32 protein-coding genes are annotated in these 25,179 nt (G+C 58.4%); 25 read left to right on the plus strand and 7 right to left on the minus strand.

Annotation, left to right across the window (positions count from 1 at the left end; all coding sequences use genetic code 11):
* Positions 1 to 66 precede the first annotated feature (66 nt).
* The 20 genes from ACZ3HH_RS12785 to recX all read left to right on the plus strand — a co-directional run bounded on the left by ACZ3HH_RS12785 (position 67) and on the right by recX (position 15,391).
* On the plus strand, positions 67 to 414 hold the full coding sequence (locus ACZ3HH_RS12785; protein ID WP_465805042.1) for a phage tail tube protein: 348 nt from the start codon (positions 67 to 69) through the stop codon (positions 412 to 414).
* A complete protein-coding gene (locus tag ACZ3HH_RS12790; protein ID WP_038979172.1) occupies positions 411 to 707 on the plus strand; it encodes a phage tail assembly protein in 297 nt (98 codons plus the stop codon). Before ACZ3HH_RS12785 ends, ACZ3HH_RS12790 begins: the two co-directional genes overlap by 4 nt.
* Before the next feature lie 130 nt (positions 708 to 837).
* Positions 838 to 2,337: a phage tail protein gene (locus tag ACZ3HH_RS12795; RefSeq protein WP_465805043.1), complete on the plus strand. Its 1,500-nt coding sequence runs from the start codon at positions 838 to 840 to the stop codon at positions 2,335 to 2,337.
* On the plus strand, positions 2,324 to 3,562 hold the full coding sequence (locus ACZ3HH_RS12800) for a DNA circularization protein (RefSeq protein WP_465805045.1): 1,239 nt from the start codon (positions 2,324 to 2,326) through the stop codon (positions 3,560 to 3,562). Before ACZ3HH_RS12795 ends, ACZ3HH_RS12800 begins: the two co-directional genes overlap by 14 nt.
* A gap of 3 nt (positions 3,563 to 3,565) precedes the next feature.
* A complete protein-coding gene (locus tag ACZ3HH_RS12805; RefSeq protein ID WP_465805047.1) occupies positions 3,566 to 4,609 on the plus strand; it encodes a phage baseplate assembly protein in 1,044 nt (347 codons plus the stop codon).
* Between the two features lie 185 nt (positions 4,610 to 4,794).
* Complete coding sequence (locus ACZ3HH_RS12810) at positions 4,795 to 5,304, plus strand: phage baseplate assembly protein V (RefSeq protein WP_465805049.1); 510 nt, start codon at positions 4,795 to 4,797, stop codon at positions 5,302 to 5,304.
* Positions 5,304 to 5,702, plus strand: a complete 399-nt coding sequence (locus ACZ3HH_RS12815) for a phage GP46 family protein (protein ID WP_038979177.1) — start codon at positions 5,304 to 5,306, stop codon at positions 5,700 to 5,702. The genes ACZ3HH_RS12810 and ACZ3HH_RS12815 overlap by 1 nt, the downstream gene beginning before the upstream one ends.
* The gene (locus ACZ3HH_RS12820; protein WP_465805051.1) at positions 5,692 to 6,735 is read left to right on the plus strand and encodes a baseplate J/gp47 family protein; all 1,044 of its coding nucleotides are present in this window, start codon (positions 5,692 to 5,694) and stop codon (positions 6,733 to 6,735) included. The genes ACZ3HH_RS12815 and ACZ3HH_RS12820 overlap by 11 nt, the downstream gene beginning before the upstream one ends.
* Positions 6,723 to 7,322 (plus strand): YmfQ family protein, encoded by a 600-nt coding sequence (locus ACZ3HH_RS12825; RefSeq protein ID WP_465805052.1) that lies wholly within the window; start codon positions 6,723 to 6,725, stop codon positions 7,320 to 7,322. Before ACZ3HH_RS12820 ends, ACZ3HH_RS12825 begins: the two co-directional genes overlap by 13 nt.
* A gap of 11 nt (positions 7,323 to 7,333) precedes the next feature.
* Entirely contained in the window at positions 7,334 to 8,482 is a 1,149-nt protein-coding gene (locus ACZ3HH_RS12830) for a phage tail protein (RefSeq protein ID WP_465805053.1), read from the plus strand.
* Positions 8,479 to 8,994, plus strand: a complete 516-nt coding sequence (locus ACZ3HH_RS12835) for a phage tail protein (protein WP_465805055.1) — start codon at positions 8,479 to 8,481, stop codon at positions 8,992 to 8,994. The genes ACZ3HH_RS12830 and ACZ3HH_RS12835 overlap by 4 nt, the downstream gene beginning before the upstream one ends.
* A gap of 134 nt (positions 8,995 to 9,128) precedes the next feature.
* The gene (locus tag ACZ3HH_RS12840; protein ID WP_465805056.1) at positions 9,129 to 10,208 is read left to right on the plus strand and encodes a phage tail protein; all 1,080 of its coding nucleotides are present in this window, start codon (positions 9,129 to 9,131) and stop codon (positions 10,206 to 10,208) included.
* A 7-nt stretch (positions 10,209 to 10,215) separates the two neighbouring features.
* Entirely contained in the window at positions 10,216 to 10,779 is a 564-nt protein-coding gene (locus ACZ3HH_RS12845) for a tail fiber assembly protein (RefSeq protein ID WP_465805058.1), read from the plus strand.
* A gap of 200 nt (positions 10,780 to 10,979) precedes the next feature.
* Positions 10,980 to 11,684 (plus strand): gp53-like domain-containing protein, encoded by a 705-nt coding sequence (locus tag ACZ3HH_RS12850; protein ID WP_465805060.1) that lies wholly within the window; start codon positions 10,980 to 10,982, stop codon positions 11,682 to 11,684.
* 9 nt (positions 11,685 to 11,693) lie between these two features.
* Positions 11,694 to 12,131 (plus strand): phage tail assembly chaperone, encoded by a 438-nt coding sequence (locus tag ACZ3HH_RS12855; RefSeq protein ID WP_465805062.1) that lies wholly within the window; start codon positions 11,694 to 11,696, stop codon positions 12,129 to 12,131.
* Between the two features lie 3 nt (positions 12,132 to 12,134).
* Positions 12,135 to 12,698, plus strand: a complete 564-nt coding sequence (locus tag ACZ3HH_RS12860) for a glycoside hydrolase family 19 protein (protein ID WP_465805063.1) — start codon at positions 12,135 to 12,137, stop codon at positions 12,696 to 12,698.
* Positions 12,680 to 13,198, plus strand: a complete 519-nt coding sequence (locus ACZ3HH_RS12865; protein ID WP_465805064.1) for a lysis system spanin subunit — start codon at positions 12,680 to 12,682, stop codon at positions 13,196 to 13,198. Before ACZ3HH_RS12860 ends, ACZ3HH_RS12865 begins: the two co-directional genes overlap by 19 nt.
* A gap of 80 nt (positions 13,199 to 13,278) precedes the next feature.
* Positions 13,279 to 13,779 carry a CinA family protein gene (locus ACZ3HH_RS12870; protein ID WP_465805066.1) on the plus strand — a complete coding sequence of 167 codons (501 nt, stop codon included), beginning with the start codon at positions 13,279 to 13,281 and terminating at the stop codon, positions 13,777 to 13,779.
* 83 nt (positions 13,780 to 13,862) lie between these two features.
* Positions 13,863 to 14,915, plus strand: a complete 1,053-nt coding sequence (gene recA, locus ACZ3HH_RS12875; RefSeq protein ID WP_007907270.1) for a recombinase RecA — start codon at positions 13,863 to 13,865, stop codon at positions 14,913 to 14,915.
* Positions 14,916 to 14,923: 8 nt separating this feature from the next.
* Positions 14,924 to 15,391, plus strand: coding sequence for a recombination regulator RecX (recX, locus tag ACZ3HH_RS12880; protein ID WP_048393833.1), 468 nt, complete (start codon positions 14,924 to 14,926; stop codon positions 15,389 to 15,391).
* Between the two features lie 42 nt (positions 15,392 to 15,433).
* Here the strand turns inward: recX and ACZ3HH_RS12885 are convergent, their stop codons facing one another.
* Positions 15,434 to 16,552, minus strand: a complete 1,119-nt coding sequence (locus ACZ3HH_RS12885; protein ID WP_465805070.1) for an LOG family protein — start codon at positions 16,550 to 16,552, stop codon at positions 15,434 to 15,436.
* A 489-nt stretch (positions 16,553 to 17,041) separates the two neighbouring features.
* Here ACZ3HH_RS12885 and ACZ3HH_RS12890 point away from each other — a divergent pair, with 489 nt between their 5' ends.
* Entirely contained in the window at positions 17,042 to 17,236 is a 195-nt protein-coding gene (locus tag ACZ3HH_RS12890) for a hypothetical protein (protein ID WP_465805071.1), read from the plus strand.
* On the opposite strand, the gene ACZ3HH_RS12895 is transcribed toward ACZ3HH_RS12890, so the two are convergent.
* On the minus strand, positions 17,237 to 17,662 hold the full coding sequence (locus ACZ3HH_RS12895; protein ID WP_465805073.1) for a PA3611 family quorum-sensing-regulated virulence factor: 426 nt from the start codon (positions 17,660 to 17,662) through the stop codon (positions 17,237 to 17,239).
* Positions 17,663 to 17,851: 189 nt separating this feature from the next.
* On the opposite strand from ACZ3HH_RS12895, the gene ACZ3HH_RS12900 reads away from it, so the two are divergent.
* The 3 genes from ACZ3HH_RS12900 (at position 17,852) to ACZ3HH_RS12910 (ending at position 19,924) form a co-directional block, all read left to right on the plus strand.
* A complete protein-coding gene (locus ACZ3HH_RS12900) occupies positions 17,852 to 18,595 on the plus strand; it encodes a tRNA-uridine aminocarboxypropyltransferase (protein WP_465805075.1) in 744 nt (247 codons plus the stop codon).
* A gap of 241 nt (positions 18,596 to 18,836) precedes the next feature.
* Positions 18,837 to 19,487: a response regulator transcription factor ErdR gene (gene erdR / locus ACZ3HH_RS12905; protein WP_465805077.1), complete on the plus strand. Its 651-nt coding sequence runs from the start codon at positions 18,837 to 18,839 to the stop codon at positions 19,485 to 19,487.
* Between the two features lie 74 nt (positions 19,488 to 19,561).
* Positions 19,562 to 19,924 carry a diacylglycerol kinase gene (locus ACZ3HH_RS12910; protein ID WP_008153979.1) on the plus strand — a complete coding sequence of 121 codons (363 nt, stop codon included), beginning with the start codon at positions 19,562 to 19,564 and terminating at the stop codon, positions 19,922 to 19,924.
* Here the strand turns inward: ACZ3HH_RS12910 and ACZ3HH_RS12915 are convergent.
* Positions 19,921 to 20,847 carry a LysR family transcriptional regulator gene (locus ACZ3HH_RS12915; protein WP_007907288.1) on the minus strand — a complete coding sequence of 309 codons (927 nt, stop codon included), beginning with the start codon at positions 20,845 to 20,847 and terminating at the stop codon, positions 19,921 to 19,923. The two genes, ACZ3HH_RS12910 and ACZ3HH_RS12915, sit on opposite strands and share 4 nt — an antisense overlap.
* Before the next feature lie 121 nt (positions 20,848 to 20,968).
* Here ACZ3HH_RS12915 and fpr point away from each other — a divergent pair, with 121 nt between their 5' ends.
* Positions 20,969 to 21,748 (plus strand): ferredoxin-NADP reductase, encoded by a 780-nt coding sequence (gene fpr, locus ACZ3HH_RS12920; RefSeq protein ID WP_003443014.1) that lies wholly within the window; start codon positions 20,969 to 20,971, stop codon positions 21,746 to 21,748.
* 184 nt (positions 21,749 to 21,932) lie between these two features.
* Here the strand turns inward: fpr and tsaA are convergent, their stop codons facing one another.
* From tsaA to ACZ3HH_RS12940, 4 genes are all read right to left on the minus strand, one after another.
* Positions 21,933 to 22,631, minus strand: coding sequence for a tRNA (N6-threonylcarbamoyladenosine(37)-N6)-methyltransferase TrmO (gene tsaA, locus ACZ3HH_RS12925; protein ID WP_465805081.1), 699 nt, complete (start codon positions 22,629 to 22,631; stop codon positions 21,933 to 21,935).
* A 187-nt stretch (positions 22,632 to 22,818) separates the two neighbouring features.
* Positions 22,819 to 23,589, minus strand: a complete 771-nt coding sequence (locus ACZ3HH_RS12930) for an SDR family oxidoreductase (protein WP_465805083.1) — start codon at positions 23,587 to 23,589, stop codon at positions 22,819 to 22,821.
* Between the two features lie 194 nt (positions 23,590 to 23,783).
* Positions 23,784 to 24,254 carry a YehS family protein gene (locus ACZ3HH_RS12935; protein ID WP_008010137.1) on the minus strand — a complete coding sequence of 157 codons (471 nt, stop codon included), beginning with the start codon at positions 24,252 to 24,254 and terminating at the stop codon, positions 23,784 to 23,786.
* A gap of 75 nt (positions 24,255 to 24,329) precedes the next feature.
* Positions 24,330 to 25,040 (minus strand): rRNA pseudouridine synthase, encoded by a 711-nt coding sequence (locus tag ACZ3HH_RS12940; RefSeq protein WP_465805084.1) that lies wholly within the window; start codon positions 25,038 to 25,040, stop codon positions 24,330 to 24,332.
* Positions 25,041 to 25,179: the final 139 nt, after the last annotated feature.

Below are 25,179 nucleotides of genomic sequence, written 5' to 3' on the forward strand. Positions count from 1 at the left end.
CGCTGCCTTTGACTGTGTGATTTCAGCCCACCTCGCGTGGGCTTTTTATTTGAAGGGAGAAACACCATGGGTCAACTGATTGCGGGCACCTGCTACGTCAAAGTGGACGGCGCTCAATTGACCATCAATGGCGGCTGCGAAGCTCCATTGATGGCCGTTAAACGGGAAACCGTCGTGCCGGGCTTCTACAAGGAAACCGACATCGCGCCGTCGTTCAAAGTGACGGCGCTGCACACCGCGGACTTCCCGCTCAAGCAACTGATCGCCGGCGTAGATATGACCGTCACCTGCGAATTCAGCAACGGCAAAGTCTACGTACTGGCCGGCGCTTACCTGGTGGAAGAACCGGTATCCAAAGGCGACGACGCCACCATCGAACTGAAATTCGAAGGCATCAAGGGGACCTGGCAATGAGCAACGCCGTGAAGCTTCACGTTGCGATCGAAGCCCACGGCGAGCCCTTGACCGAACTCAACCTGCGCCGCCCAACGGTGCAGGAAGTTCGGGCGATCAAGGCGCTGCCGTACAAGATCGACAAAAGCGAAGAGGTCAGCCTCGACATGGACGTCGCGGCCAAATACATCGCCGTGTGCGCCGGCATCCCGCCGTCGTCGGTCAACCAGCTGGATCTGGCTGACCTCAACGCGCTGAGTTGGGCCGTCGCGAGTTTTTTCATGAGTGCGGCGTCGGAGCCATCACCGACCTGATCGCAGTCGCCTATGACCTGGCCTGGTTCTGGAAGGTTGACCCCGAACAGATGATGGCCAGGCCACTGGATGTGCTCCGCGAATCGCTGGAGCACGCGCAACGGATCAATGCGATGCAGCAGGTGCAGTGATGGCGAACACAGAAACGAAAGAGAAAACGTCGGTGCTGCTCACGGGCATCGACGAACTGTCACCCAAACTCGGCGCCCTGCGGGCAAAAGTCGAGAGCTTCAAGAAAAACCTGGAGCAGACCGGCCTCGGCAAACTGGACATCAGCGGTTTGTTCAAGGGCGGTAGCGTTATCACGCCGTTCATGGATGCGATCAAGGCGTCCGACGCGTTCAAAGGCAAATTGACCGAGGTCAGCGAATCGGCCGAAGGCGTTGATTTGCCGAAGGCGCCGGCAAGCGCTACACAAAACATGAATGTGTTCAGTCGATCGATGGAGCAGGTGTCGATCGCGGCCAACACGGCCTTGCAGCCTGCCGTCGCTACGGTAGCGGCAGGTCTTCAACCTTTGTTGGTTGGGTTTGGCAGCCTGCTCGATGACAACCCGAAACTGGTTGAAGGGCTGGCGGCAGGTGCCATTGCGTTCTCGGCGATGCAAACGGCCGTGACCGGCGCGACGCAAGTATTCGATCTGATGAACATGGTGCTCAAGACCAATCCGATCATGCTGATTGCCATGGGCATTGCCGTGGCGGCCGGTTTGATCATTGCCAACTGGGAGCCGATTTCGACGTTTTTCGCTGGGCTCTGGCAAAAGGTTGTCAGTTATTGGGCGCCAATCAGCGGAGTTTTCTCGGATATTTTTGATCGAGTAAAAGCAGTCGTGAGTGCGGGATTCGATTTCCTCAAGGCGTGGTTTGCCTGGACTCCCTACGGAATGATCCTGAACAACTGGGGGGCCGTTGTCGGTTTGTTTTCGGCCATCTGGGATCTGCTCATGGCACTGACCGTGCCGGTGAAGGAGAAACTGCGCAGCCTGTTCGACTGGGTGCCGCTGGACGCGATTGCCGCTGCATGGGATCAGGTGCCTGCCATCTTCTCGGGCTACTGGGAGTCAATCAAGCTTGGGGCGCAGGAATTCTTTTCCTACCTCGGTGGCCTGTTCACTTGGTCGCCCTTGGACGCACTGAGCGAAACATGGGCATCTGTGGTTCAGTTTTTCAGTGAAAAAGCGGAAAAGCTCCGGGCCATTCTGGCGCCGATCCAGGAGATGCTGGGCGGTAGCTTTGGTGGCTTTATCGCCAAAATTACCGGCAAGGTCGAAGGCTTCACCGAGGTGCAAAAGAAAACCAATGCCGAAGGCAAGGGTGAGTTCGCGCCAGCAGCGGCGTTCTTTGGTGATGCTTCCGAGCCAGCCTCGAGCGCGCTGACGGCTCCCGGCAGTTTGCCGATCAAGTCGCCGATGCAGCCCGGTTCCCTGACACAAAACTCCAGCACCCTGATCCAGCAAACCGCCGCCAACAACCGCACGCAACTCGAAGGCGGCCTGACCGTGCGCTTCGAAAACGCACCGGCCGGGCTGCGCACCGATCAATCGCAAACCAATCAACCGGGGCTGTCGCTCAATTCGCGCATCGGCTATCGCTCGTTGTCTCTGGGAGGTTCCAATGAACTGGCGTGACCGTTTGTTGCCGGCATCCTTTCGCGGTGTCGGTTTTTGGGTCGATCAGGCGAAAACCCCGGTCGGCCACAAGGGCCAGTTGCACGAGTATCCACAACGCGATCAGCCGTATTTCGAGGGCCTTGGGCAGCAGTCGAAGATCCACGATCTGACGGCATTCATTGTCGGCGCCGATTGCCTGGAGCAGCGCGACAAACTGCTCAAGGCGTTGGAGCAGGGCAGTGGTGAACTGGTCCACCCGTGGTTGGGGCGGATGCAAGTCAAGGTCGGTGAATGCGACATGACCCAGACCCGTCAGGACGGCGGGCTGGTGACCTTTGCCCTGAAGTTCTACCCCGATCAACCGCTGCAATTTCCGACGGCCACGGTCAGCACGCAAAAAATGCTGTTGTCATCGGCGGACACGCTGCTGGGCTCGGCGGTGGCGCGTTTCGAACAGGCCATGACCCTGATCAAGGCCGCGCGGATCGGCATCGCCAATCTGCGCAACAGCCTGACCGGGGTCTATGAAGTGATCCAGGAACAGCTCAAACCGTTGATCGAGGAGTACCGGCAAATCAGCGAGCTGGTCAAAGCAGTCAAGGAATTGCCCAAGGAAGTGGCGGCGGAATTCAAGGGATTGCTCGGCGACATCAAATCGCTCAAGGACTTCGCGAAGCAGGGCTATCGTGGCGTGATTGCCAACGTTTCCCAGCAGCTCGAAGCCATCCGCAAAGCCGATGCACCGAAGCTCACCACCGGCAAGGACACCACGGCGGCGGCGCAAGCCATGGCCGATCTGGTGCAGGACACGCTGCTGGTGAAAGTGGCGCAATGGGTCGCTTCGATGCCTGTTGCGTCGACACCGGTGAAACTGACCTCGCAGCCGTCGCTGGATCATCAGACACTGCAGCCGGTCAGCCGTCAGGAAGTGCCGGTCACCGACGATTTGCAGTTGTTGCAAAAGGAGTTGAACGAAGCGATCCAACTGGCACTGAACAAGGCCAGCCCCGCGCACTATCAAGCCATCAATGACCTGAAGCAGAAATTGAATGCGCACCTAAAAGCCGTGGCGTCGTCCGGCGTGCGGCTGGTCAGTAAATCCTTTCAGGAGAGCTTGCCTGCCGTCGTTGTGGCCTATCGGCAATTTGCCGATGCCACGCGGGTTACGGAGGTGACTCAGCGCAACGGTGTTGCCCATCCGTTGTTCCTGCCGCCGAATGATGTGAAAGTTTCCGGGAAGTGAACCATGAACGACATGGATAACCGGGTCACCCTGACCGTCGGCGGCCTGGAATACGGTGGCTGGAAAAGCGTGGAAATCACGGCGGATCTGGAGCGCCAGTTCCGCACTTTTAAACTCAACATCACCTGGCAATGGCCGGGGCAGACCGTGGACAAACGGATCCAGCCCGGTGACGCCTGTGAAGTGCGCATCGGCCAGGATCTGGTGCTGACCGGGTATGTGTTCAAGGCCCCGATCAGTTATGACGGGCGGCAGATCAGCCTGAATATCGAAGGCAGTTCCTGCACCCAGGATCTGGTGGATTGCGCCGCGACCAATCGCCCGAATCAATGGCATGAGCAATCGCTGTTGAGCATCGTCGAAGCGTTGGCGATCACCTACAAGGTCTTTGTGGTCAGCGAAATTCCCGAGACCGCCCGGCTCAGCAGTCACACCATTGTGCCGGGGGAAACGGTGTTTCAATCCATCGACCGCTTGCTGACATTGTTCCGGGTGTTTTCTACCGATGATGCCCAGGGCCGGCTGGTGCTGGCCCGGCCTGGCAGCGGTGGCCGGGCCAGCGATGCGCTGGAGTTGGGCAAAAATATTCTGTCGGCCAACGCGCCGATGGATTACAGCCAGGTGTTCTCCGAATACCGGGTAATCGGTCAGCACAAGGGCACGGACAAGAAGAGCGGGGCAGCGGTCAGCGAGGTTGAATCGGTGTCCGCCGACCTGAGCTACAAGCGTCGGCGGGTCACGGTGATCAACGAAGGCATGCAGATCAATCCCGATCTCGCCTTGCAACGGGCCAATTGGGAAAGCGCCACCCGCGTGGGCAAGGCCAAAGCCACCACCTATCAGGTGCAGGGCTGGCGGCAATCCAACGGCGATTTGTGGCGTCACAACACGCAGGTCAGGGTCAAGGATCCGGTGCTGGGGTTCGATGACGACATGCTGATCTCCAAGGTGACCTACTCGCTGTCGGCGCAAGGTTCGGTCACCACCTTGCAAGTTGCACCGCCGCATACCTTTGACGCCAATCCAGAGCCTCCGAAGAAAACCTGAGCCCGACACTTACCCTGAATGGTATCTGGAATGCCAATGCTGTGAACAACGCCGAACCCTGTGGGAGCGGGCTTGCCCGCGAAAGCGGTGTTCGCAGCAACACTCCTTTACCTGACATACCGCCATCGCGGGCAAGCCCGCTCCCACAGGTTTGTCTGTGTTTCGCCGACTCTTGAGGACAACCCATGAGCCTACTGACACGCCTCCTGGCGCGCGGCACTGTCGTGCTCGCCAATTCGGCCACCAAGCTTCAATCGTTGCAAATGCGCCTCACCGCTGGCGAAGTGAACGACGACATGGAGCACTTCGAACCCTACGGTTTCACCAGCAATCCGCTGGCCGGTGCCGAAGGTATCGCCACCTTTCTGGGCGGTGATCGCTCCCACGCCATCGTGCTGGTGGTCGCCGACCGTCGCTATCGCCTCCAGTCCCTGGCCGCTGGCGAAGTGGCGATCTACACCGACGAAGGCGACAGAATTCACTTCAAGCGCGGGCGGATCATCGACATCGAAACCGCCACCCTGAACATCCGCGCCAGCAGCGCCGTGAACATCGACACACCGACCCTGACCCAGACCGGCAAGATCGTCTCCAAGGGCGACCAGATTGCCGGTGGCATCAGCCAGATCAAACACGTGCATGTCGGCGTTCAAGCGGGCAATGGCCAGACCGGCGTACCGGCAGGAGGGCAGTGATGTTTATCAGCCAAAACCTGCATGCCGCGCTGACCCGTTCAGTGCTGATCAGCCTGTTTACCTGGCGCCGCGCCGCCGATGACGATGCCCTCGACGACGAAGAACGTTTCGGCTGGTGGGGTGACACCTTTCCTACGGTGGCCGACGACCGCATCGGTTCGCGGCTGTGGCTGCTGCGCCGGGTCAAGCTGACCCGACAAACCCAGATGGACGCCGAATTTTATGCCCGCGAAGCCCTGCAATGGCTGATCGACGACGGCCATTGCAGCGCTATCGACATCATCAGCGAACGCCTCGACGCCCAGCGCCTGAACCTGCGCACGGTCCTGACCCTGGCCGACGGCGAGCGCCTGGACATCAACCCTGATAACAGTTGGCAGGTGATCTATGCCGTTTGAAACCCCTTCGCTGCCGGTGCTGATCAAGCGCACCCAAAGCGACCTGGCCAGCGATTCGCTGCGCCAGTCCGATGCGCAAGTGCTCGCCCGCACCCTCGGTGGCGCCGCCTATGGCCTGTATGGCTACCTGGACTGGATCGCCGAGCAGATCCTCCCGGACAAGGCCGATGAATCGACCCTGGAACGGATCGCCGCACTGCGTCTGAACCAGCCGCGCAAACCCGCACAAGCGGCCAGCGGCAGCGTCAGCTTCAGCGCCAGCGCCGGTGCCGTGCTGGATGTCGACACCCTGCTGCAATCGAGCGACGGTCGCACCTACAAAGTCACCGCCGCGCGCACCACCAGCAACGGCCTCAACAGCACCACCATCGCCGCGCTCGAGGCCGGCAGCCTGGGCAATGCCGAGGCCGGTCTGGCGCTGATTCCGGTGCAACCGATTGCGGGTATCGTCGGCAATAGCTTTACCGTGCTGGCGCCGGGGCTTAGCGGCGGTGTGGCGCGGGAAAGCCTGGAGTCGCTGCGTTCGCGGGTGATCCGCTCCTACCGCATCATCCCTCACGGCGGTTCGGCCCAGGACTATGAAACCTGGGCCCTGGAGTGCCCCGGCGTGACCCGCGTCTGGTGCCGTGGCGGTTTGTTGGGGCCGGGTACCGTCAGCCTGTTCATCATGCGTGACGACGACCCGCAACCGGTGCCGAACGACGAACAACTGGCCGAAGTCCAGGCTTACATCGAGCCTCTGCGCCCGGTCACCGCCGAGGTGCATGTGCAGCGGCCGGTTCAGGTGCCGGTGGTCTATCACCTGACGCTGACCCCCGACACCACCGCCATACGCGCCGCCGTCGAAGCGCAGTTGCGAGACCTGCATAACCGTGAGGCCGACCTCGGCCAGAAGTTGTTGATCAGTCACATCCGTGAAGCGATCAGCAGCACCAGCGGCGAAAACGACCACGTACTGACCTCGCCTGTCGCGGATGTCGAAACCGAGCGCAATGAGCTGCTGACCTTCGGAGGTTGCGTATGGGGGGCATAAGAACCGCCGCGCAATACCACGCCCAACTGCGCAGCCTGCTGCCCAGCGGCCCGGCCTGGGACCCTGAACGGGTGCCGGAACTCGAAGAAGTCCTCGAAGGCGTCGCCCAGGAACTGGCCCGCCTCGACGCCCGCGCCGCCGACCTGCTCAACGAAATGGACCCGGCCGGCGTCAGCGAACTTGTGCCTGACTGGGAGCGGGTGATGAACCTGCCCGACCCATGCCTCGGCGCCGCCCCCTTGTTCGACGACCGCCGCCTCGCGGTACGTCGCCGCCTGCTCGCGGTCGGCAGCCAGGCCGTCGGCTACTACCTGGAAATCGCCAAAAGCCAGGGTTACCCAAACGCCACTATCACCGAGCTGGAAGCCCCGCGCATGGGGCGTTCGCGTTTCGGTGCGGCGCACTGGGGCACTTGGGAAGCGCAATTCATGTGGACGCTCAATACCGGTGGGCGATTGCTGCTGGGACGACGTTTTGGCGCCAGTTACTGGGGCGAACGCTTCGGCGTGAACCCGGGCTCGGCACTGGAATGCCTGATCCACCGCAGCGCACCGGCGCATACCAAGGTACACATCAATTATGACTAGGGAGTAGAGGGATGGATTTTCCGAAAAGTGTGCCCAGCGCCGGGTTGGTGAATGGGAAGTTTGTGGATGAGAACCCGCTGACCGGGACGCCGGGGTCGTTGATTCCGGCGGATTGGGGGAATGGGGTGACGCAGGAGATCGTGAACGTCATCAAGGCTGGGGATCTGACTCCGGACGAGACGAAGTACGATCAGTTGCTGCAAGCCATTCAGAGCGTGTCCGCCAAGGGTTGGAATCTGGATTCGGCATTGCCGATCGGCTCGTTGCCACCGGCCACGGTGGCGACGGCGGATGGGCGTTTGGCGGTGACCCCGACGGCAGTTTCGACCAGCGGTGGCCGGGTGTCGATTCCGGCGGGGGTATTGGTCAGCATTGGCCAGGAAGTCGTCGCGGGGCAGTTGGGCAGGGCGCGGACGTTTACCACCCAAGCGTGGAGCAGTGATTTGTTGTCGACCTCCAGCTACTTTCTGCGGGCGCAGGTGATCGGTGGTGTGCTGACGTTCTACATGCAGCGCGGAACAATCTATGACGCTACGCCCGAAGGTTTAAAGGGCACTGTCAATGGCGGGGCGGGGGGCGGTTTTCAGTCCACGCCGCTGGATATCTGCATTGCCTGGGTGATGACGGCTGCGCCGGGTTCCGTACCGATCGTCAGGCCGCTCTACAACCGTAACCGGTTGGCGTGGACGCAAACCGTCAACGGCAGCGGTGTGGTTTACCTGCCTCTGGATCCTCATGCCCGGGCGGCACGTCTGGTAGTGGGGAACCCGACGCCTTCGGCGACGGAGATCACTGGGGTGTCATTTGCGCCGACAGGTTGGGTTGGCGGCAACTACTGCTTTCTCTCACCGGCGCTGACCACCAGCTCCAATCACGATGGTGGTTGGGCTAACCCGATGCCGTGCGTGATCTTTACCAATAACTTTGTCAACGACGCCACGGTCACGACCCTGACCGCCAGTTTCGACCATTCGCAATTGCGCTCGTTGTGGCAGTCCTACCAGACCGAACACATGCTCGGTTCGACCAGCGCCGTCAGCGATGAATTGCTGTTCAGTATGGGGATCAAGAACCACCCCGTGTCTGATTACGCCACAGGAATCGCGGTCAACTTCGCGGCGGCAGTCAATGTCAGTCTTTCCTGGGAGTTGATTCGATGAACGTTATTCAAGAGCTGCATCAGTTCGAGGACGGGCTACGTTCCGCACAGCCTTCTGCCGCCCATGATTGGGACGGTGAAAAATGGATATTGGACGCCGCGAAAGTCGCCCTGCTGGAACAACAGGAAACCGAACGCCTGTGCGCCAAAGTCGATGCGGCAGCAGACAAAGCACGTATTGCTCTGGCTGGTGATCCACTCAAAGCCATGGAATACGCCCAGGCCGCTGCTGATGCCCAGGCCTTTCAGGATGCGGGTTACCCGAAAAAAGACGTACCGCTGGCCGTGTCCGCATGGGTCGTTAAAGGCCGTACAGCCAAACAGGCCGCCGAGCAGATTCTGAGCAAAGCCGCACAGCTGAGCGACAACTTACTGACCCTGCGCACATTGCGCCTCAAGGCCAAAACGCAAATTCGCGGGCACGCGGCCAAGGGCAAGATGGATTTGGCCCGCAGCGCGGGCGATGAAGGCTTGGTGGCTATTCGTGAACTCGTCAGTGACCTGGCTGACTAGGCGAGAGCCATTCATTTCCCCTGTTCAGGCCCACGTATTCGTGGGCTTTTTTTCTTGAAAAAAACCGTAGGCGCGATTGCACCGACAACCGCGTCGACACGGTTCATTTGTTATTTCAGAGGAACGAAAGACGTATGGATTATCCAAAAAGTGTCCCCAGCGTCGGACTGGTCAATGGCCGGTTCGTCGATGAAAACCCCGTCGCCGGAACGCCGGGCTCGTTGATTCCGGCAGTATGGGGAAACAGCGTCACACAAGAAGTCCTGGGCGTGATTACCGAGGGCGGACTGGCCCCCTCCGAAGCGGACAATAATCAACTGCTAAAGGCTATCCTGGCGATTATTGGCAAGACTAATCCGATGCGCTCGGTAATCACGCGGCTAGTCGCATCAAAAGCTCTGACCGCCGAAGAACTTGGTCTTGTGTTGATTGATGCCAGTTCCGGTGCCGCCACCATCAGTCTGCCGCCAGCCAATATCGCGTTGGGCGTGCGCGACGTCATCGTTAGACGTGTTGATAACAGCGGCAATCGTTTGGTTATTCAGTGTGCGGGAACGGACTCTATCAAGTTTCACACCCATCTGAATGCAGGCGGCTATCCGTTTCTGGTGTTGATGGGGGCAGGCGATTGGTGGCACCTGCGCAGTGATCCAGCGGGTAGTTGGTGGCCAGTTGGACGGTTTGACGGTACTACGCTTGGACGGGCTGTTTTTGAGACGACTACGGTGGTTGTGCCTGGTGGTTATGGTGCGCTCAATGGATCTCTGCTCAATCGCGCCGAATGGCCGTGGCTTTGGGATCATGCACAACAGTCGGGCATGTTGCGTTCTGAAAGTGACCGTGGGGGCTCGTGGACGCCCGGAGATGGTTCGACAACCTTTCGAACGCCGGAGGCCCGTGGAGAGTTTCTTCGTTTACTGGCTGAGGGGCGCGATGTCGATCCGGGTCGAGCTCCAGGTTCATGGCAAAAAGGCTCATTGGTACAGGGCGATAACGGTATAGCTGACAACATTCTGTTTGCGTCGCACATCAATAGTCAAAAGACTCAGCTGGGTCTTGATGGGGCGGCTTATACGGATTACGTGGGGGCCACCGTCAAATACATCACACCACCTCCACCTGTTACGCAACTACCTGATTCGGAGTTGACTAACCATGGTGGCGTCACGCGCCCTCGCAACATCGCTTATCCCGGTCGTATAAAACTTATCTGAGGTGTCCATGTTTTATTATCTATTTGATAACTCTGGCGTCTTGTCGGGGGCTGTAGAGTTTCCGGTCACTCCGGGTATCGGTATTCAACTACCTAGTAATGCCGTTGAGCTTTCATTTGAGCTCCCGCCTGCGGAAAGCGGCCATATCTGGGCGCTGGTGAACAATGTTCCCCGGGAAGTGATTAATCGTCGCGGTTTGGTTTATCGCAAGGATGGCGGGGCCCAGCAAGTCTGGAGTGAACTCGGAGAGTTACCGGAAGTTTTTACAGTCGAACCGTGGCCGGGCAACTACTACGTCTGGAATGACAATGGCTGGAAACTTGACGAGGTGGCTCGCCTGTTCGACATCAAAGTTCAGGTCCTGGCCAAGCGCGACACGCTTCTTCGTGAGGCCGTTTTGCGTATAGCGCCACTTCAATATGCCGAGGATATCGGTGATGCCTCTCACGATGAACAGTTGGCCCTGATTGAGTGGAAACTCTACAGCGTCGAGCTGAACCGGATTGAGCAACAAACGAGTTTTCCAACGGAGATCGTTTGGCCTCTCGCTCCTGGCTCGATCAAGAAATAGTCAACGTTTTATTAGTTATGGGGATAGCAGTTTCCGGCAGTCTGGGGCAAAGGGGATGACGCAAGAAATTCTGTATCTCATCTATGCCGCGGGCTGACGCGCTTACCGCTGACAGCTTTCCAACAATAACTGCCCGACCGAATGTCGCCAGACTGTCTGGCATGTGTTTTGTCAGAAAATGTTAATTTAAGGATCGAAAGATGGATTATCCAAAGAGTGTTCCCAGCGCGGGTTTGGTGAATGGGAAGTTTGTGAATGAGAACCCCATAACCGGATCGGCCGGGTCATTGATTCCCGCTCAGTGGGGCAATGCAGTCAGTGAAGAAATGATTAGTGTCATTCAATCTGCCGGGCTGGTGCCAGATGAACAGGACAACACTCAACTGAGCGCGGCGATCGCCATTAAAGTGGCAGACAGCATTATCCCTGTCGCGTCCCAACAGGAAGCAGAGACAGGCATCGATAATGCAAAACGGATGACTTCCTTAAGAGTCTTTCAAGCAATCGCTAAAAATGTTAAGCAGGCAACCGAGACCATTGCGGGTGTGGCGAAAACAGCAAGTCTGGCCCAAACCAATGAGGGAGTGAATGAAGCAACGATAGTAACGCCAAAAAACTTGCGCTTCGGTTTTGCTATCAGCCTCACGACTAACGGATATATTGTTTTTCCATCGTGGCTTGGAGGTCTGATCATTCAATGGATCGGGACTTCAACGCTCGGCATTCAAGGCGCCTATTCAAGTTTTACGCTTGCATTTCCAAATGCCTGTTTTGGAGTGTTTCCTACTACCCTGAATGGTTCTGCTCCGGCAAGTGTATCGTTGGGACCTAAGACTCTGACGGGGTTCACTTTGTACTCATCGATACTGCCATGCGGTTTCGGTGCCATCGCTATAGGGCGTTAAGGGGGAATAATGAAACGTTTTTATAGCCAATCCACGGGTTGTATTTATTTGGCTGGATTGCATACGAAGATGCCAAACGATGCGGTGCCTATTACTCAAGAGCGCTTTCTGGCAGTTATTGGTGACCCGAAGCCTGGCAAAGATCGCAGTCACGATGCCGATGGTTTGCCGATTCTGATCGATTCCGCTCCGGCGACCGAGTTTGAACTGATAGCATCGGCGCGTAGATGGCGTGACGAACAACTTGTGGCCACTCAATGGCTGGTTGATCGGGATCGGGATGAGGAGGCCGCTAGTGTGCCGCTTACTTTGACCACTGATGATTTCCATGATCTGCTGGATTATCGGCAGGAGTTGCGTGATTGGCCCATGACCTCTGGTTTTCCAAAAGAGGCCAGTAAACCATTGGCCCCGGATTGGTTGGTACAAACACTCAGCGGAGTATGAGTGATGCCCCTCACCCAACAGAAGTTATTGCAGATACTCCCCAGCGCCCGCCACCAAGCGGGCGTTTTCATTTCCGCCCTGAACACCGCCATGTCTCACCGCAACATCAACACCCCCAAACGCATCGCCGCCTTCCTCGCACAAGTCGGTCACGAATCAGGGCAGTTGCAGTACGTACGTGAACTGGGCAGCACTCAATATCTGAACAAATACGACACCGGCAACCTGGCCACCCGTTTGGGCAACACTCCAGAACCCGACGGCGACGGTCAAAAATACCGTGGCCGTGGCCTGATCCAGATCACCGGCCTTAACAACTACCGTCAATGCAGCCTCGGCTTGTTCGGCGATGAGCGTCTGCTGACCCTGCCTGAACTGCTGGAACAACCCCAATGGGCCGCCGAATCGGCAGCATGGTTCTGGGAGCAGAACGGATTGAATGAATTGGCCGACCGCGGCCAGTTCAACAGCATCACTCGCCGTATCAACGGCGGGTTGAACGGTTTGCAGGATCGACTGGAACTCTGGGCGCGGGCGAGGGCGGTGCTATGCCAGCCTTCGGTCTGATTGGCTGGCGACTGATTGGTCTGCTGGTGCTGGCCGGTTGTTCGGCGGCATTGGCCTGGCAGTTTCAGGATTGGCGCTACGGCCGGCAACTGGCGGAGCAGGCCAGGCTGCACGCCCAGGCACTTAATCAACAGACACTAACGGCGGCCGTCGAGCAACAGGCCGAACAGAATAAACGCCTGGCCCTGGAACAACGGCTCTCGGCCAGTGAACAAACCCATTATCGAGCGCTTAGCGATGCCGAACGTGATCAAGGTCGCCTGCGCGATCGTCTTGCCACTGCTGATGTGCGCTTGTCAGTCCTCCTTGATGCCAACGATGCTACCTCAACCGGTGCAGTGCCAGCCGCCTCCGGCACCGGCGGGATGGATCATGGCGCCCCGCGAGCCCGACTTGACCCGGCGCATGCTCAACGAATTATCGCCATCACCGATGCAGGCGATAGCGGACTGATTGCCCTGCAGGCGTGTCAGGCCTATGTCAGAGCCCTCGCTCGCTAACATTTTGATCGATCCTGAACCTTGCAAGCGTGATCGGCTCGTGTACGGTAGGCCTCATTCCGCTCGATCAGGAGAGAGCCGTGAAAGATATCACTCAGCTGGCCGCTGAACTTGGCAGACGCTTGCAGGTTCTTAATGCCCACGTCACCACCGCCGAATCCTGTACCGGTGGCGGGATTGCCGAGGCGATCACCCGCATTCCGGGGAGTTCAGCGTGGTTCGAGGCCGGTTATGTCACCTACTCCAACCGCCAGAAAACCCAGCAATTGGACGTCCCGGCCGAGTTGTTTCCAACCGTCGGGGCGGTCAGTCGCGAGGTGGTCGAGGCCATGGTCCGCGGCGCGCAGGAAAAAAGCCGGGCGCGTTTTGCCGTGGCGGTCAGCGGTGTGGCAGGGCCGGATGGCGGTTCGCCGAGCAAGCCTGTGGGCACGGTGTGGCTGGCCTGGGGCGTCGGTGATCAGGTGTTCAGCGAGGTGCAGTACTTTGCCGGTAACCGTGACGAGGTCCGCCGACAAACGGTGAAGGCCGCGCTAGAGGGGCTGCTGCGGCATGCCGCTGGAGAAATCTCAAATCAGGGGTAGGCGATCCTGAAACGCTGTGGAATAATACTGGCTACTTATACAGGTGTTGGCCGTCAGGCCTTATTGATTACGTGAGGACTTTAATGGACGACAACAAGAAGAAAGCCTTGGCTGCGGCCCTGGGTCAGATCGAACGTCAATTCGGCAAGGGTGCCGTAATGCGTATGGGCGATCAGGACCGTCAGGCGATCCCGGCTATTTCCACTGGCTCTCTGGGTCTGGACATCGCGCTCGGCATTGGCGGTCTGCCAAAAGGCCGTATCGTTGAGATCTACGGTCCTGAATCCTCCGGTAAAACCACCCTGACACTGTCGGTGATCGCCCAGGCTCAAAAAGCCGGCGCGACCTGCGCATTCGTCGACGCCGAACACGCCCTCGACCCTGAGTACGCCGGCAAACTGGGCGTCAACGTCGACGACCTGCTGGTTTCCCAGCCGGACACCGGCGAGCAGGCCCTGGAAATCACCGACATGCTGGTGCGTTCCAACGCGGTTGACGTGATCATCGTCGACTCCGTGGCGGCTCTGGTGCCAAAGGCTGAAATCGAAGGCGAAATGGGTGACATGCACGTGGGCCTGCAAGCCCGTCTGATGTCCCAGGCGCTGCGTAAAATCACCGGTAACATCAAGAACGCCAACTGCCTGGTGATCTTCATCAACCAGATCCGTATGAAAATCGGCGTAATGTTCGGCAGCCCGGAAACCACCACCGGTGGTAACGCGCTGAAGTTCTACGCATCGGTTCGTCTGGACATCCGCCGTACTGGTGCGGTGAAAGAAGGTGATGAAGTCGTCGGTAGCGAAACCCGCGTCAAAGTCGTGAAGAACAAAGTAGCTTCGCCGTTCCGTCAGGCCGAGTTCCAGATTCTTTACGGCAAGGGCATCTACCTCAACGGTGAGATGATCGACCTGGGTGTTCTGCACGGTTTTGTCGAGAAATCCGGTGCATGGTATGCCTACGAAGGCACCAAGATCGGCCAGGGCAAGGCCAACTCGGCCAAGTTCCTGGCGGACAATCCGGAGATCGCCGCGAAACTTGAGAAGCAACTGCGCGACAAGCTGTTGACTCCAGCGCCGGACGTCAAAGCATCGCCAGTCAAAGAGACGGCTGATGACCTGGCTGACGCTGATATCTGATTGATCCGATGACCGCCGTACTCGATACACTCGTCGCGGTGCGGCGAACCGCAATGGACCTGCTCGCGCGACGCGAGCACGGTCGAGTCGAGCTGACGCGTAAACTGCGTCAGCGCGGCGCCCTCCCTGAAATGATCGACACAGCACTCGACCGCTTGACGGAAGAGGGCCTGTTGTCCGAGTCCCGTTACCTCGAAAGCTTTGTTTCTTACCGTGCCCGTTCCGGTTATGGCCCTTTGCGAATTCGCGAAGAGTTGAGCCAGCGCGGCCTGCAACGTACCGACATCGAACTCGCTTTGCGCGAGAGCGGTATCAACTGGCAGGAACAATTGGAAGACACCTGGCGGCGCAAATTTGCTGGGCACCTACCGATAGACGCCCGGGAACGTGCCAAACAGGGCAGGTTCCTGAGTTATCGGGGGTATTCCATGGAAATGATCAGCCGCTTGTTCAGCGGCCGAGGGATGGACGATTGAATGAACGGCTCGCTATTTCGATAGCGGGCCGTTTTTTTTGCCTCACGTTACCTTGGACGGTTCCCGTGTGCGTTGTTGTGCCTGGGGTTTGGACTGGGCCCAGTTCTCCGGCAGGTTGATGTAATCCACCAACTCCCGCAGACGACCATGATCACGGGCGTTGAAGGTGAAGGAAAGTCGCGCCAGATGGCTGAACTGTGCTTCGTCGTGCTCCTCACCGCTGTAGGCGTGCTGATGGAAATGATCGCTCAGGCACAGGTCGGCGAATGCCTCCTGCATGTGTTCAAGCGCCCGGTCGCTGAGTTTGTGGTTCATGCGAATCACGAACTGATGCTTGAGCCAGCGGCTGGAGTGGAAGTTGCTGTAGAACTGATTGATCTGCTCCACTGCCTCTTCGGCGCTGTAGACCAGGCTCAACAGCTTCATGTCGGTTGGCAGGATGTAGCGATTTTCCTCCAGTTGATGGTGAATGAAGTCCAGCGCGCCTTGCCAGAACTTGCCGCCCGGCGCATCCAGTAGCACCACGGGCACCAATGGGCTTTTGCCGGTCTGGATCAGGGTCAGCACTTCCAGTGCTTCATCCAGCGTACCGAAACCGCCTGGGCACAGGACCAGCGCATCGGCCTCCTTGACGAAGAACAGCTTGCGGGTAAAGAAAAAGTGGAAGGGCAGTAGATTCCCGGTGCCATTGACCGTGGGATTGGCATGTTGCTCGAAGGGCAGGGTGATATTGAATCCCAGGCTGTGTTCCAGGCCGGCGCCTTCGTGGGCCGCCGCCATGATGCCGCCGCCGGCACCGGTGATGACCATCATGTCCGAGCGCGCCAGAGCGGCGCCAAGCTCTCGGGCCAAACCATACAGTGGATGTTCTATCGGCGTGCGGGCCGAGCCGAAAACAGTGACTTTGCGTCGTCCCTTGAACTGCTCCATCACACGGAAGGCATGCTCGAGTTCGCGCAAGGCTTGCAGGGTGATCTTGGCATTCCAGCGGTTGTGATCTTCCTGGGCCATGCGTAGCACAGTCAGGATCATGTCGCGGTAAATCGGGATGTTGGGGCTGTTGGGTGAAACCAGGTTGAGTTGTTCTTCGACCTTGCTGGTGAGGTCGTGGCCGCTTTCTTGAAAATGACGGCTCAGGAGGTCATTCGGTTGGTAAGGCATTCAACTTCTCCTTCTGCACAGAACCCTTGGCCCGACAAAACAATCGTCGGCGCCGCGACACCCCTTGTGTCGCTGTCTGCCCAAGCCCTTGCCTGGGCGCTCCACTTGACTCGTTTGCAATCGAGCCATCCATACGGGCTCTGCTTATCCCTTGAATGAAAGAAACGTTCGCACAATAAGGCACGCAATGGGCAGCCCCTTTTCTGCCCTGAAAAAAATCAACGTGAACACTTTGAATTTAGACCCTCGCAACGATTTTTGCTGCTTGATCATTGCGCCGCAAAGTCTTTCCTGGCAACCGCTTATTGACGATTTGCAAGGTGCTTTCACCGCTCGTCTGAACGCAAGCCATCTGTCCTGCGCTCTGATTTACTAAGTTACAGGCGTGACACGACAACTTTGCGTCAACGGCAGACGCAACGTTCAAGCAATTCCAGGGATTTATCGCGTGATCAAAGGCGATCAATGCGTGCAGGGAGGCGGGAAACCATGACCAGAGTGACTCTGGAAATCGATGCGCAACTGTATCGATTGCTGAAGTTATCAGCCGAGGCCAATCATTTGAGTCTCGAAGAGGAGTGCTGCCGACGTCTGGAGGGCGGAGAGCGACGTTCGCGCTACTTGCAGGCGCTGTTGGCAGAACTGCGCGCCGAGGATGAACAGCGGCGCGCCAATTCCCGTTGATTACTTTTTCTTGGCCGGTGTGGCTTTCGGGCAATCCGATTCCTGGAAGCTTGCGGAGCCGACCGGGCGATTGGTTTTCACTTCGGTAAAGTCGTAACGCATGATCGCACCCTTGGCCATCAGCTTGCGGAACCCCTCGTTTCTGCAGACGGAGGCGCCAAGCTGGAAGTACACGGCTTTCGGATCGGCGCGCATCTTGTCGGCGTGGCTGCTTTGAACACTCAGATGGTTGATCAGCTGTTTGCCTTCGACGGTATAACCCTGATCAAGAATGTCTTCGTTGATCGCCCGTGGCGTGCCGACACTGCTTTGTACGGCGACGTTTCGCAGCTCTCTGTTGAGGTTCTGCTCACTCAAGGACGCAGCCTGAGCACTAAAGGACGACGCCAGCAAAACGGCAGCGGTGGGAACGATAAGGCGCAGCATGAAACTCTCCTGGTTCAGTGACTGGTGGTTCGACCCGTCACGTGACTGTGCGTTCAGTGGCGGCGAATTATAGGGGAGGCGGCCTGGACGGTACAGGCTTGCGCCGGCAGCTCTGATAAACTGCTGGCCTTTATTGCCTTGCCGAGTGCCGTTTGTGTCGAGTTTTCCTGTCTGCCGGTGTTGCCCACGATGAACCATGCTCCCAACGCCGTAGCCCGCTTGCGCGATGAACGCGAAGAGGCGGGAATCAAGCCGATTCAGGCCCGTGGCTGGCGGGCAACCCGTTGCCGTGCCTGCCGCGTGATAGAGAGCCACTGTTTATGCGCTTGGCGCCCGCAGGTCGACACCCGTAGCGGCGTGTGCCTGATCATGACCAATAAAGAAGTGTTTAAACCAAGCAACACCGGTTGGCTGATTGCCGATGTGGTGCGCGACAACCATGCATTCATTTGGTCGCGCACGGAAGTCGATGAACAACTGCTTGCACTGTTGGCCGACCCACAATGGCAACCCTATCTGGTGTTTCCGGGCGAATACGTCGAGCCCGAGCGAGTTACCCACAGCGTCGAGGTCGATAGCACCAAGCGCCCACTGTTTATTCTACTGGACGCCACTTGGACCGAAGCCCGGAAGATTTTCCGTAAAAGCCCCTATTTTGATGCGTTCCCGATTCTGAGCCTGCTTCCTGAGAAGCTCTCACGGTACCGATTGCGCAGGTCCACCCGTAGCGAGCACCTGTGCACGGCCGAAGTGGCGGCGTTGTGCCTCGATCTGGCCGGTGATACAGACGCTGCATCGGCACTGGACGCTTATTTTGATGTGTTCAGCCAGCATTACCTGGACGCTAAACATCAGCTGGATATGAATGTTGCAACACCGGCCCATGCCGAGCTGATGCCCTTTGTTCAGCACGCGGCTCCCGTCGTTTGCTGAGAGTCGCCCATACTGCAAAAGAACCAGGCTTGCTGGCAGGGCCATGCAACTTGACCACCCCGGCTTCGCTGGGCATGCTTGGCGCCGATTAGGGCGCGGCCAAGGTTTGAAACGCTGCTTTTTTTACGTAATTGGCGTTGAACGTGCCCTGTTGGTGCTGCTGCGTGGCTGCACCTCGAGTTGTTTTGGCGAGGCCTGAAATGCATCAGGCGTCCCATAAAAAAACAGGATCATTTGAAAAATGGCCACATACGAAATCCTGATTGCCGATGACCACCCTCTTTTTCGTAGCGCCCTGCATCAAGCGTTGACCCTGGGCCTGGGCCCGGATGTCCGTCTGGTGGAAGTGGCGAGCATTGCCGAACTGGAAACCCGCCTGGACGAAAAGGCCGACTGGGATCTGGTATTGCTGGACCTGAACATGCCGGGGGCTTACGGTTTTTCCGGGCTGGTGCTGTTGCGTGGGCAGTACCCGCAGATTCCGGTGGTGATGGTGTCGGCTCAGGAAGAAGCGTCGGTCATGGTGAAATCCCGTGAGTTCGGCGCCAGCGGTTTCATTCCCAAGTCCAGTGATTTGAGCGTCATTCAGAAAGCCGTACGCGCGGTGCTGGATGGCGATGTTTTCTGGCCGCCCCAGGCCTTCGAAGCGGTCAGCGTTTCCGCCGAAGCCAAGGCTGCCAGCGAAGGCCTTGCCAGCCTGACACCTCAGCAATTCCGGGTGTTGACCATGGTCTGTGAAGGTTTGCTGAACAAGCAGATTGCTTACGAGTTGAGCGTTTCCGAAGCGACGATCAAGGCCCACGTCACGGCCATTTTCCGCAAGCTGAATGTGCGGACCCGGACTCAGGCAGCGCTGCTCTTGCAACAACTTGAGTCAATTTCGAGCAACTAAGTGCTACATGTTCACGCTTTTTTGACTTTGCTTGATCTAGCTTTCCCACTCCTTTTTTGTCAGTTGCCCACTTTATGTCACCTTTCAAAGGCCAGACCGGCCTCAAACGCATCCTCAACGCCTCCGGCTACTCACTGGACGGCCTGCGCGCGGCTTTCACCGGTGAAGCGGCTTTCCGGCAACTGGTGCTGCTTAACGTCATCCTGATACCGCTGTCGTTCTTCCTGAACGTCAGCCGCGTCGAGCAGGCGCTGCTGATTGCGGTCTGCCTGTTGGCCTTGATCGTCGAGTTGCTCAATTCGGCGGTGGAAGCGGCCATCGACCGCATTTCCCTTGAGTTGCATCCGCTGTCCAAGAACGCCAAGGACATGGGCAGCGCTGCTCAATTGGTTGCGTTGAGCATGATTGCGCTGGTGTGGGCGGTGATCCTGCTTTAAGCGATGGTGGGCAGGACGATCTCGTCGCTGCGCTGAACCCCGGCGGTGAACGCGCGGCACAGTTCGAGGAATTCGCGCATCGCCGATGTCTGATATTTCTGCTTGTGCCAGATGAAATAGAACTGCCGCGCCAAGTCCAGATCCGGTGTTTCCACCGGCACCAGGCTGCCGCGGCGAAAGGCATCGCGCAGCGCCAGACGCGAAATGCAGCCAATCCCCAAACCTGATTCCACCGCGCGCTTGATCGCTTCGGTGTGTTCCAGCTCCAGGCGAATGTTCAGCGCGCTGCGATGGTGTCGCATGGCCTGGTCGAACGTCAGCCGGGTGCCCGAGCCTTGCTCGCGGAGAATCCACGCCTCATGACTCAGCTCCTCCATGGTCGCAATGCCACGTTTGGCCAGCGGATGCTGAGGCGCGCAGAACACCACCAGCTCATCTTCGACCCAACTCTGCACTTCGATGTCCGGATGGCTGCAGTCGCCTTCGATTAGACCCAGATCAATTTCATAGTGCGCGACCTGTTGCACGATGTTGGCGGTGTTCTGCACATGCAGCTTCACTTGGCTTTCCGGATGGCGCTGCATGAAGCTGCCGATCAGCAGGGTGGCGAGGTAATTGCCGATGGTCAGCGTCGCGCCGACCGCCAGCGAGCCGAAACCGGACTTGCCGTTGAGCAAGTCTTCGATCTCTTTGGCCTGATCGAGCAGGGCCACCGCCTGCGGCAGCAGTTGTTTGCCGAGGGCGTTGAGGCTCAGCCGTTTGCCGGCGCGATCGAACAGCTGACAGCTGCACTGACGCTCTAGCTCGGTGATTGAGGTGCTCGCCGCCGATTGCGAGAGGTTGAGCGTCAGGGCAGCACGGGATACGCTTTCCTGCTGGGCGACGGCGACGAATACTTGAAGTTGACGGAGAGTAAATCGCATATCGATATAACCGATAACCCTTATCTTAATAATCCAGTTAACAGATATTGTCGCTGCCATTAGAATGCGCTGCAATTGCGCACATCATCGGCGCAGGCAAATCTCCAGGAGTCCCACGTACATGAGCAACATGAACCACGAGCGTGTCCTCAGTGTTCACCACTGGAACGACACTCTGTTCAGCTTCAAGTGCACCCGCGATCCGGGCCTGCGCTTCGAGAACGGTCAGTTCGTGATGATCGGCCTGCAACAGCCCAACGGCCGCCCGCTTATGCGCGCTTACTCGATTGCCAGCCCGAACTGGGAAGAGCATCTCGAGTTCTTCAGCATCAAGGTGCCTGATGGCCCGCTGACTTCCCAGTTGCAGCATCTGAAGGAAGGCGACGAGATCATCATCAGCAAAAAGCCTACCGGCACTCTGGTGCTGGATGACTTGAAGCCTGGCAAACATTTGTACCTGCTCAGCACCGGTACCGGTCTGGCGCCGTTCATGAGCGTCATCCAGGACCCGGAAACCTACGAGCGTTTCGAAAAAGTGATCCTGTGCCACGGCGTGCGTTACGTCAATGAAGTCGCTTACCGCGAGTTCATCACCGAGCACTTGCCGCAGAACGAGTTCTTCGGCGAGGCGCTGCGTGACAAGCTGATCTACTACCCGACCGTGACCCGCGAGCCATTCGAGAACGAAGGCCGCCTGACCGACCTGATGCGCAGCGGCAAGCTGTTCAGCGACATCGGTCTGCCACCGATCAACCCGCAGGACGACCGCGCCATGCTGTGCGGCAGCCCGAGCATGCTCGACGAGACCAGCGAAGTGTTGAACAGCTTCGGCCTGAAAGTTTCGCCGCGGATGCGCGAGCCGGGTGATTACCTGATCGAGCGTGCGTTCGTCGAGAAGTAAGAAACCGCTGCACTGCTCTACCTGTGGGAGCGAGCCTGCTCGCGATAACGGACTGTCAGTCAACGTCATCGTTGAATGTTACGCCGCCATCGCGAGCAGGCTCGCTCCCACATTGGTTTGGTGGTGACCATAAAAAAGCCCGCGTTGCCTTCAGAGGTAGCGCGGGCTTTTTCGTTTCTGGCGTTCAGACGTTTGCGGGAATGACCTCGAGGACGCGGATCAGGTCAGGCGTGGGGTAATGCCAGCGCACATCCACATCCCAGAACTGCGCGCCGTATTCCCTTTCCGGTGCAGGAATCTGGTACGCCGGGCGTGGGTCTTGTGCCAGGCATTGCTCGATCAGCTCGACCAAGGGCTCATCAAGCCGCTGAGCGTGGCCGTGAGCCTGTTGCAGTGCTGAGTCTGTCCACTGCACGGGAATCAGCGATGGCGGGGCGCTGGCGATGCTGTTGGAGGCTGTGTCGATGATGTCGGCGTAAGGCACGTAGGGTTTGATGTCGAGCACCGGCGTACCGTCCAGCAAGTCGATGCCGGAGATCCACAGCCGATTGGCTTCGACTTTATCCAGTTTGACCACCGATTGACCAATGCCATTGGGCCGGTGCGTCGCTCGAGTGGCAAATACGCCCATGGATTTGTTACCACCCAGACGCGGAGGGCGGACTTTCAGGCGTGGCTTTTCTTCCAGGGCCTGATGGAACAGGAACAGCAGCCAGACATGGCTGACCTGCTCAAGTCCTTGCACCGCATCACCCTGATCGAACGGCGCCACTAGCTCCAGCACGCCTCTAGCGGCCGGCGCCAGTTGCGGCTGGCGCGGAATGGCGAACTTCTCCTTGAAACAGGAGCGCACGAAGCCGATGGGGGAAACGCTATAGGTCATGGTTTGGGGTCGAGGCGGGGGATTAGGGCGGCATGATAACCCGAGCGGCCTCGAGATCGGTGTTGCCTATCAGTCCGTCATCGCGGGCAAGCCACGCTCCCACAGGTCTTATGTCGTATACAAAATCTGTGTTCGCTCAAGAACCCTGTGGGAGCGTGGCTTGCCCGCGATAGCCGCACCGCCAATCTTAGAGACTAAACCCGCCATCCAAAGGAATAATATTCCCAGTCATATACGCCCCGGCCGTACTCGCCAGACTGATCGCCAACGCCGCCATCTCTTCCTCCCGCCCCCAACGCTGCATTGGAATCAGCGCCATATCTTCCGCCAACGCCTGCTCATCATTCCCAATATGCTGAGTCATCTTGCTCGGGAACCGCCCCGGCGCAATCACGTTGACGTTGATGTGCTGGCTCACCAGCTCCCGCGCCAGAATCCGCGACAGTTGATGTAGGGCGGCTTTACTCGGGCCGTAGGCATACGCCTGTTCGCCAAAGGACGAAATCCCGGCCACCGAACCAATGTTGATGATTCGCGCCGGATTCGCTTCGGACCCGGCCTTGCGCAGCAGCGGCAGAAATTGCTGAATGCAGTTGAACACCGAGGTCACGTTGAGCTGCATGACCTTTTCCCAGCCCCTGACCGGGTAACTCTCCAGCGGCGCGCCCCACGTGGTGCCAGCGTTGTTCACCAGAATATCCAGCTGACCGATCTGCTCACTCAGGTGCGCAGCCAATTGCTGGACGCCTTCTTCATGGGCCAGGTTGGCAGCTACCGCGTGACAAACCCCGAAGGCACTCAGCTCAAAGGCAGTTTGCTGGCAGGCGTCGGCATCGCGGGCGCACACGTACACAGTGGCGCCAGCCTCGACATAAGCCTTGGCGATCATTTTGCCGATACCGCGGGTGCCGCCGGTCACCAGAGCGGTGCGGCCTTGCAGGGAAAAGTAGGGATGCATGGCGAATCCTGAGAGCTGAGGGTCAATACACCCTAGTCGTCAGCCGCCAGAAGCGGAGCCACTATTTTTGCGAGGAATGAGGGTCTATACAGCCTTGAATTGCCACCGTCCCTGTAGGAGCACCGCTTGCTGGCGAAGGCGTTTTCAAGATCGCCTTCGCCAGCAAGCTGTGCTCCTACAGGTTCGTGGGCGATTTACTGCGGGCGAACGCGCAGGGTCAGGCCCTTGAGGAAATTGCGCAGCAGCTGGTCGCCGCAGGTGCGGTAGTTGGTGTGGCCGAACTTGCGGAACAGCGCGCTCAGCTCAGGCTTGGACACCGGGAACTCTGCAGCCTTGAGGATCGCGTGCATGTCGTCTTCCTTCAGTTCGAAGGCCACACGCAGCTTCTTCAGGATGATGTTGTTGGTCACCGGCACTTCGATCGGCTGCGGCGGACGGCTTTCGTCCTTGCCGCGCTTGAAGATCACCAGGCCATCGAGGAAATGCGCCATGACTTCGTCTGGGCAGCGTACGAAGCCTTCCTCGTCTTCCTCTTTCTTGTCGAGGTACGTCAGCAGGTCTTCCATGGACACGTCCATGCCGCCGAGCTTGATGATCTCGATGACTTTCTTGTCGCTGATGTCGAGCATGTAGCGCACGCTGCGCAGTACGTCGTTATGAATCATGGTGTGCAATCCTGATATTCAGCAGTGGGCGCCGCATAAACAGCGGCGCCGAAATGTATGGCGGCGTGAAAAGTCTTAGAACTTCTCTTTGCCGGACAGGTAGCGCCATTGCCCCAACGGCACTTTGCCGATGGACACACCGCCGATGCGGATGCGGCGGATGGCGACGACCTTCAGGCCCACGGCCTGGCAAAACAGGGCGATGACGCCCGGTTGTGGGTTCTTCATCGCAAAACGCAGGCGGTTTTCGTTCTGCCAGCTGGCTTTGACCGGCGGCAGTTCCTTGCCCTTGTAAGTCAGGCCGTGATTCAGGCGGTTGAGGCCGTGAGCCACCATGTCGCCTTCAACTTCGACCACATACTCTTGCTCGATCTTGGCGGAGTCTGCAGTGAGTTTGCGCAGGATCTTCCAGTCCTGGGTGAACACCAGCAGACCGCTGGCATTGGCCTGCAGATCGGTGCTGGCGGTCAGGCGCAGGAAGTGGCCCTTGAGCGGACGTTTGCCGAAGCGGTGTTCTTCGCTCAGGGTCTCGGCGCTGATGGTCGCCATGGCCGTTTCCGCGTCCATGCCCGCAGGGACGTTGAACAGGATGGTCACCGGCTCCGGCGCAGTGGCCTTGGCCTCTGGGTCGAGCTCGACTTTTTGGGTGTCGACCTTGAACTGCGGCTCGTCGATGACTTCGCCGTCCACGGTGACCCAGCCGCCCTCGATGAACAGCTCAGCCTCCCGACGGGAACAGCCGACGAGTTCGATGAGGCGTTTGGAGAGACGAATCGGGTCAGTCATGACAGGGCCGTAACAAAAAAGGGGTGGGCATTGTACCTGCCTGGCGCCGGTTAATCCCGGCTCCATTTACGCTGCGCAGCTTTTTGTGGGAGCGGGCTTGCTCGCGAAGGCGGTAGATCAGTCAATTTATCTGGTGAAT

This window comes from Pseudomonas sp. PME37.24/025 (assembly GCF_055556615.1).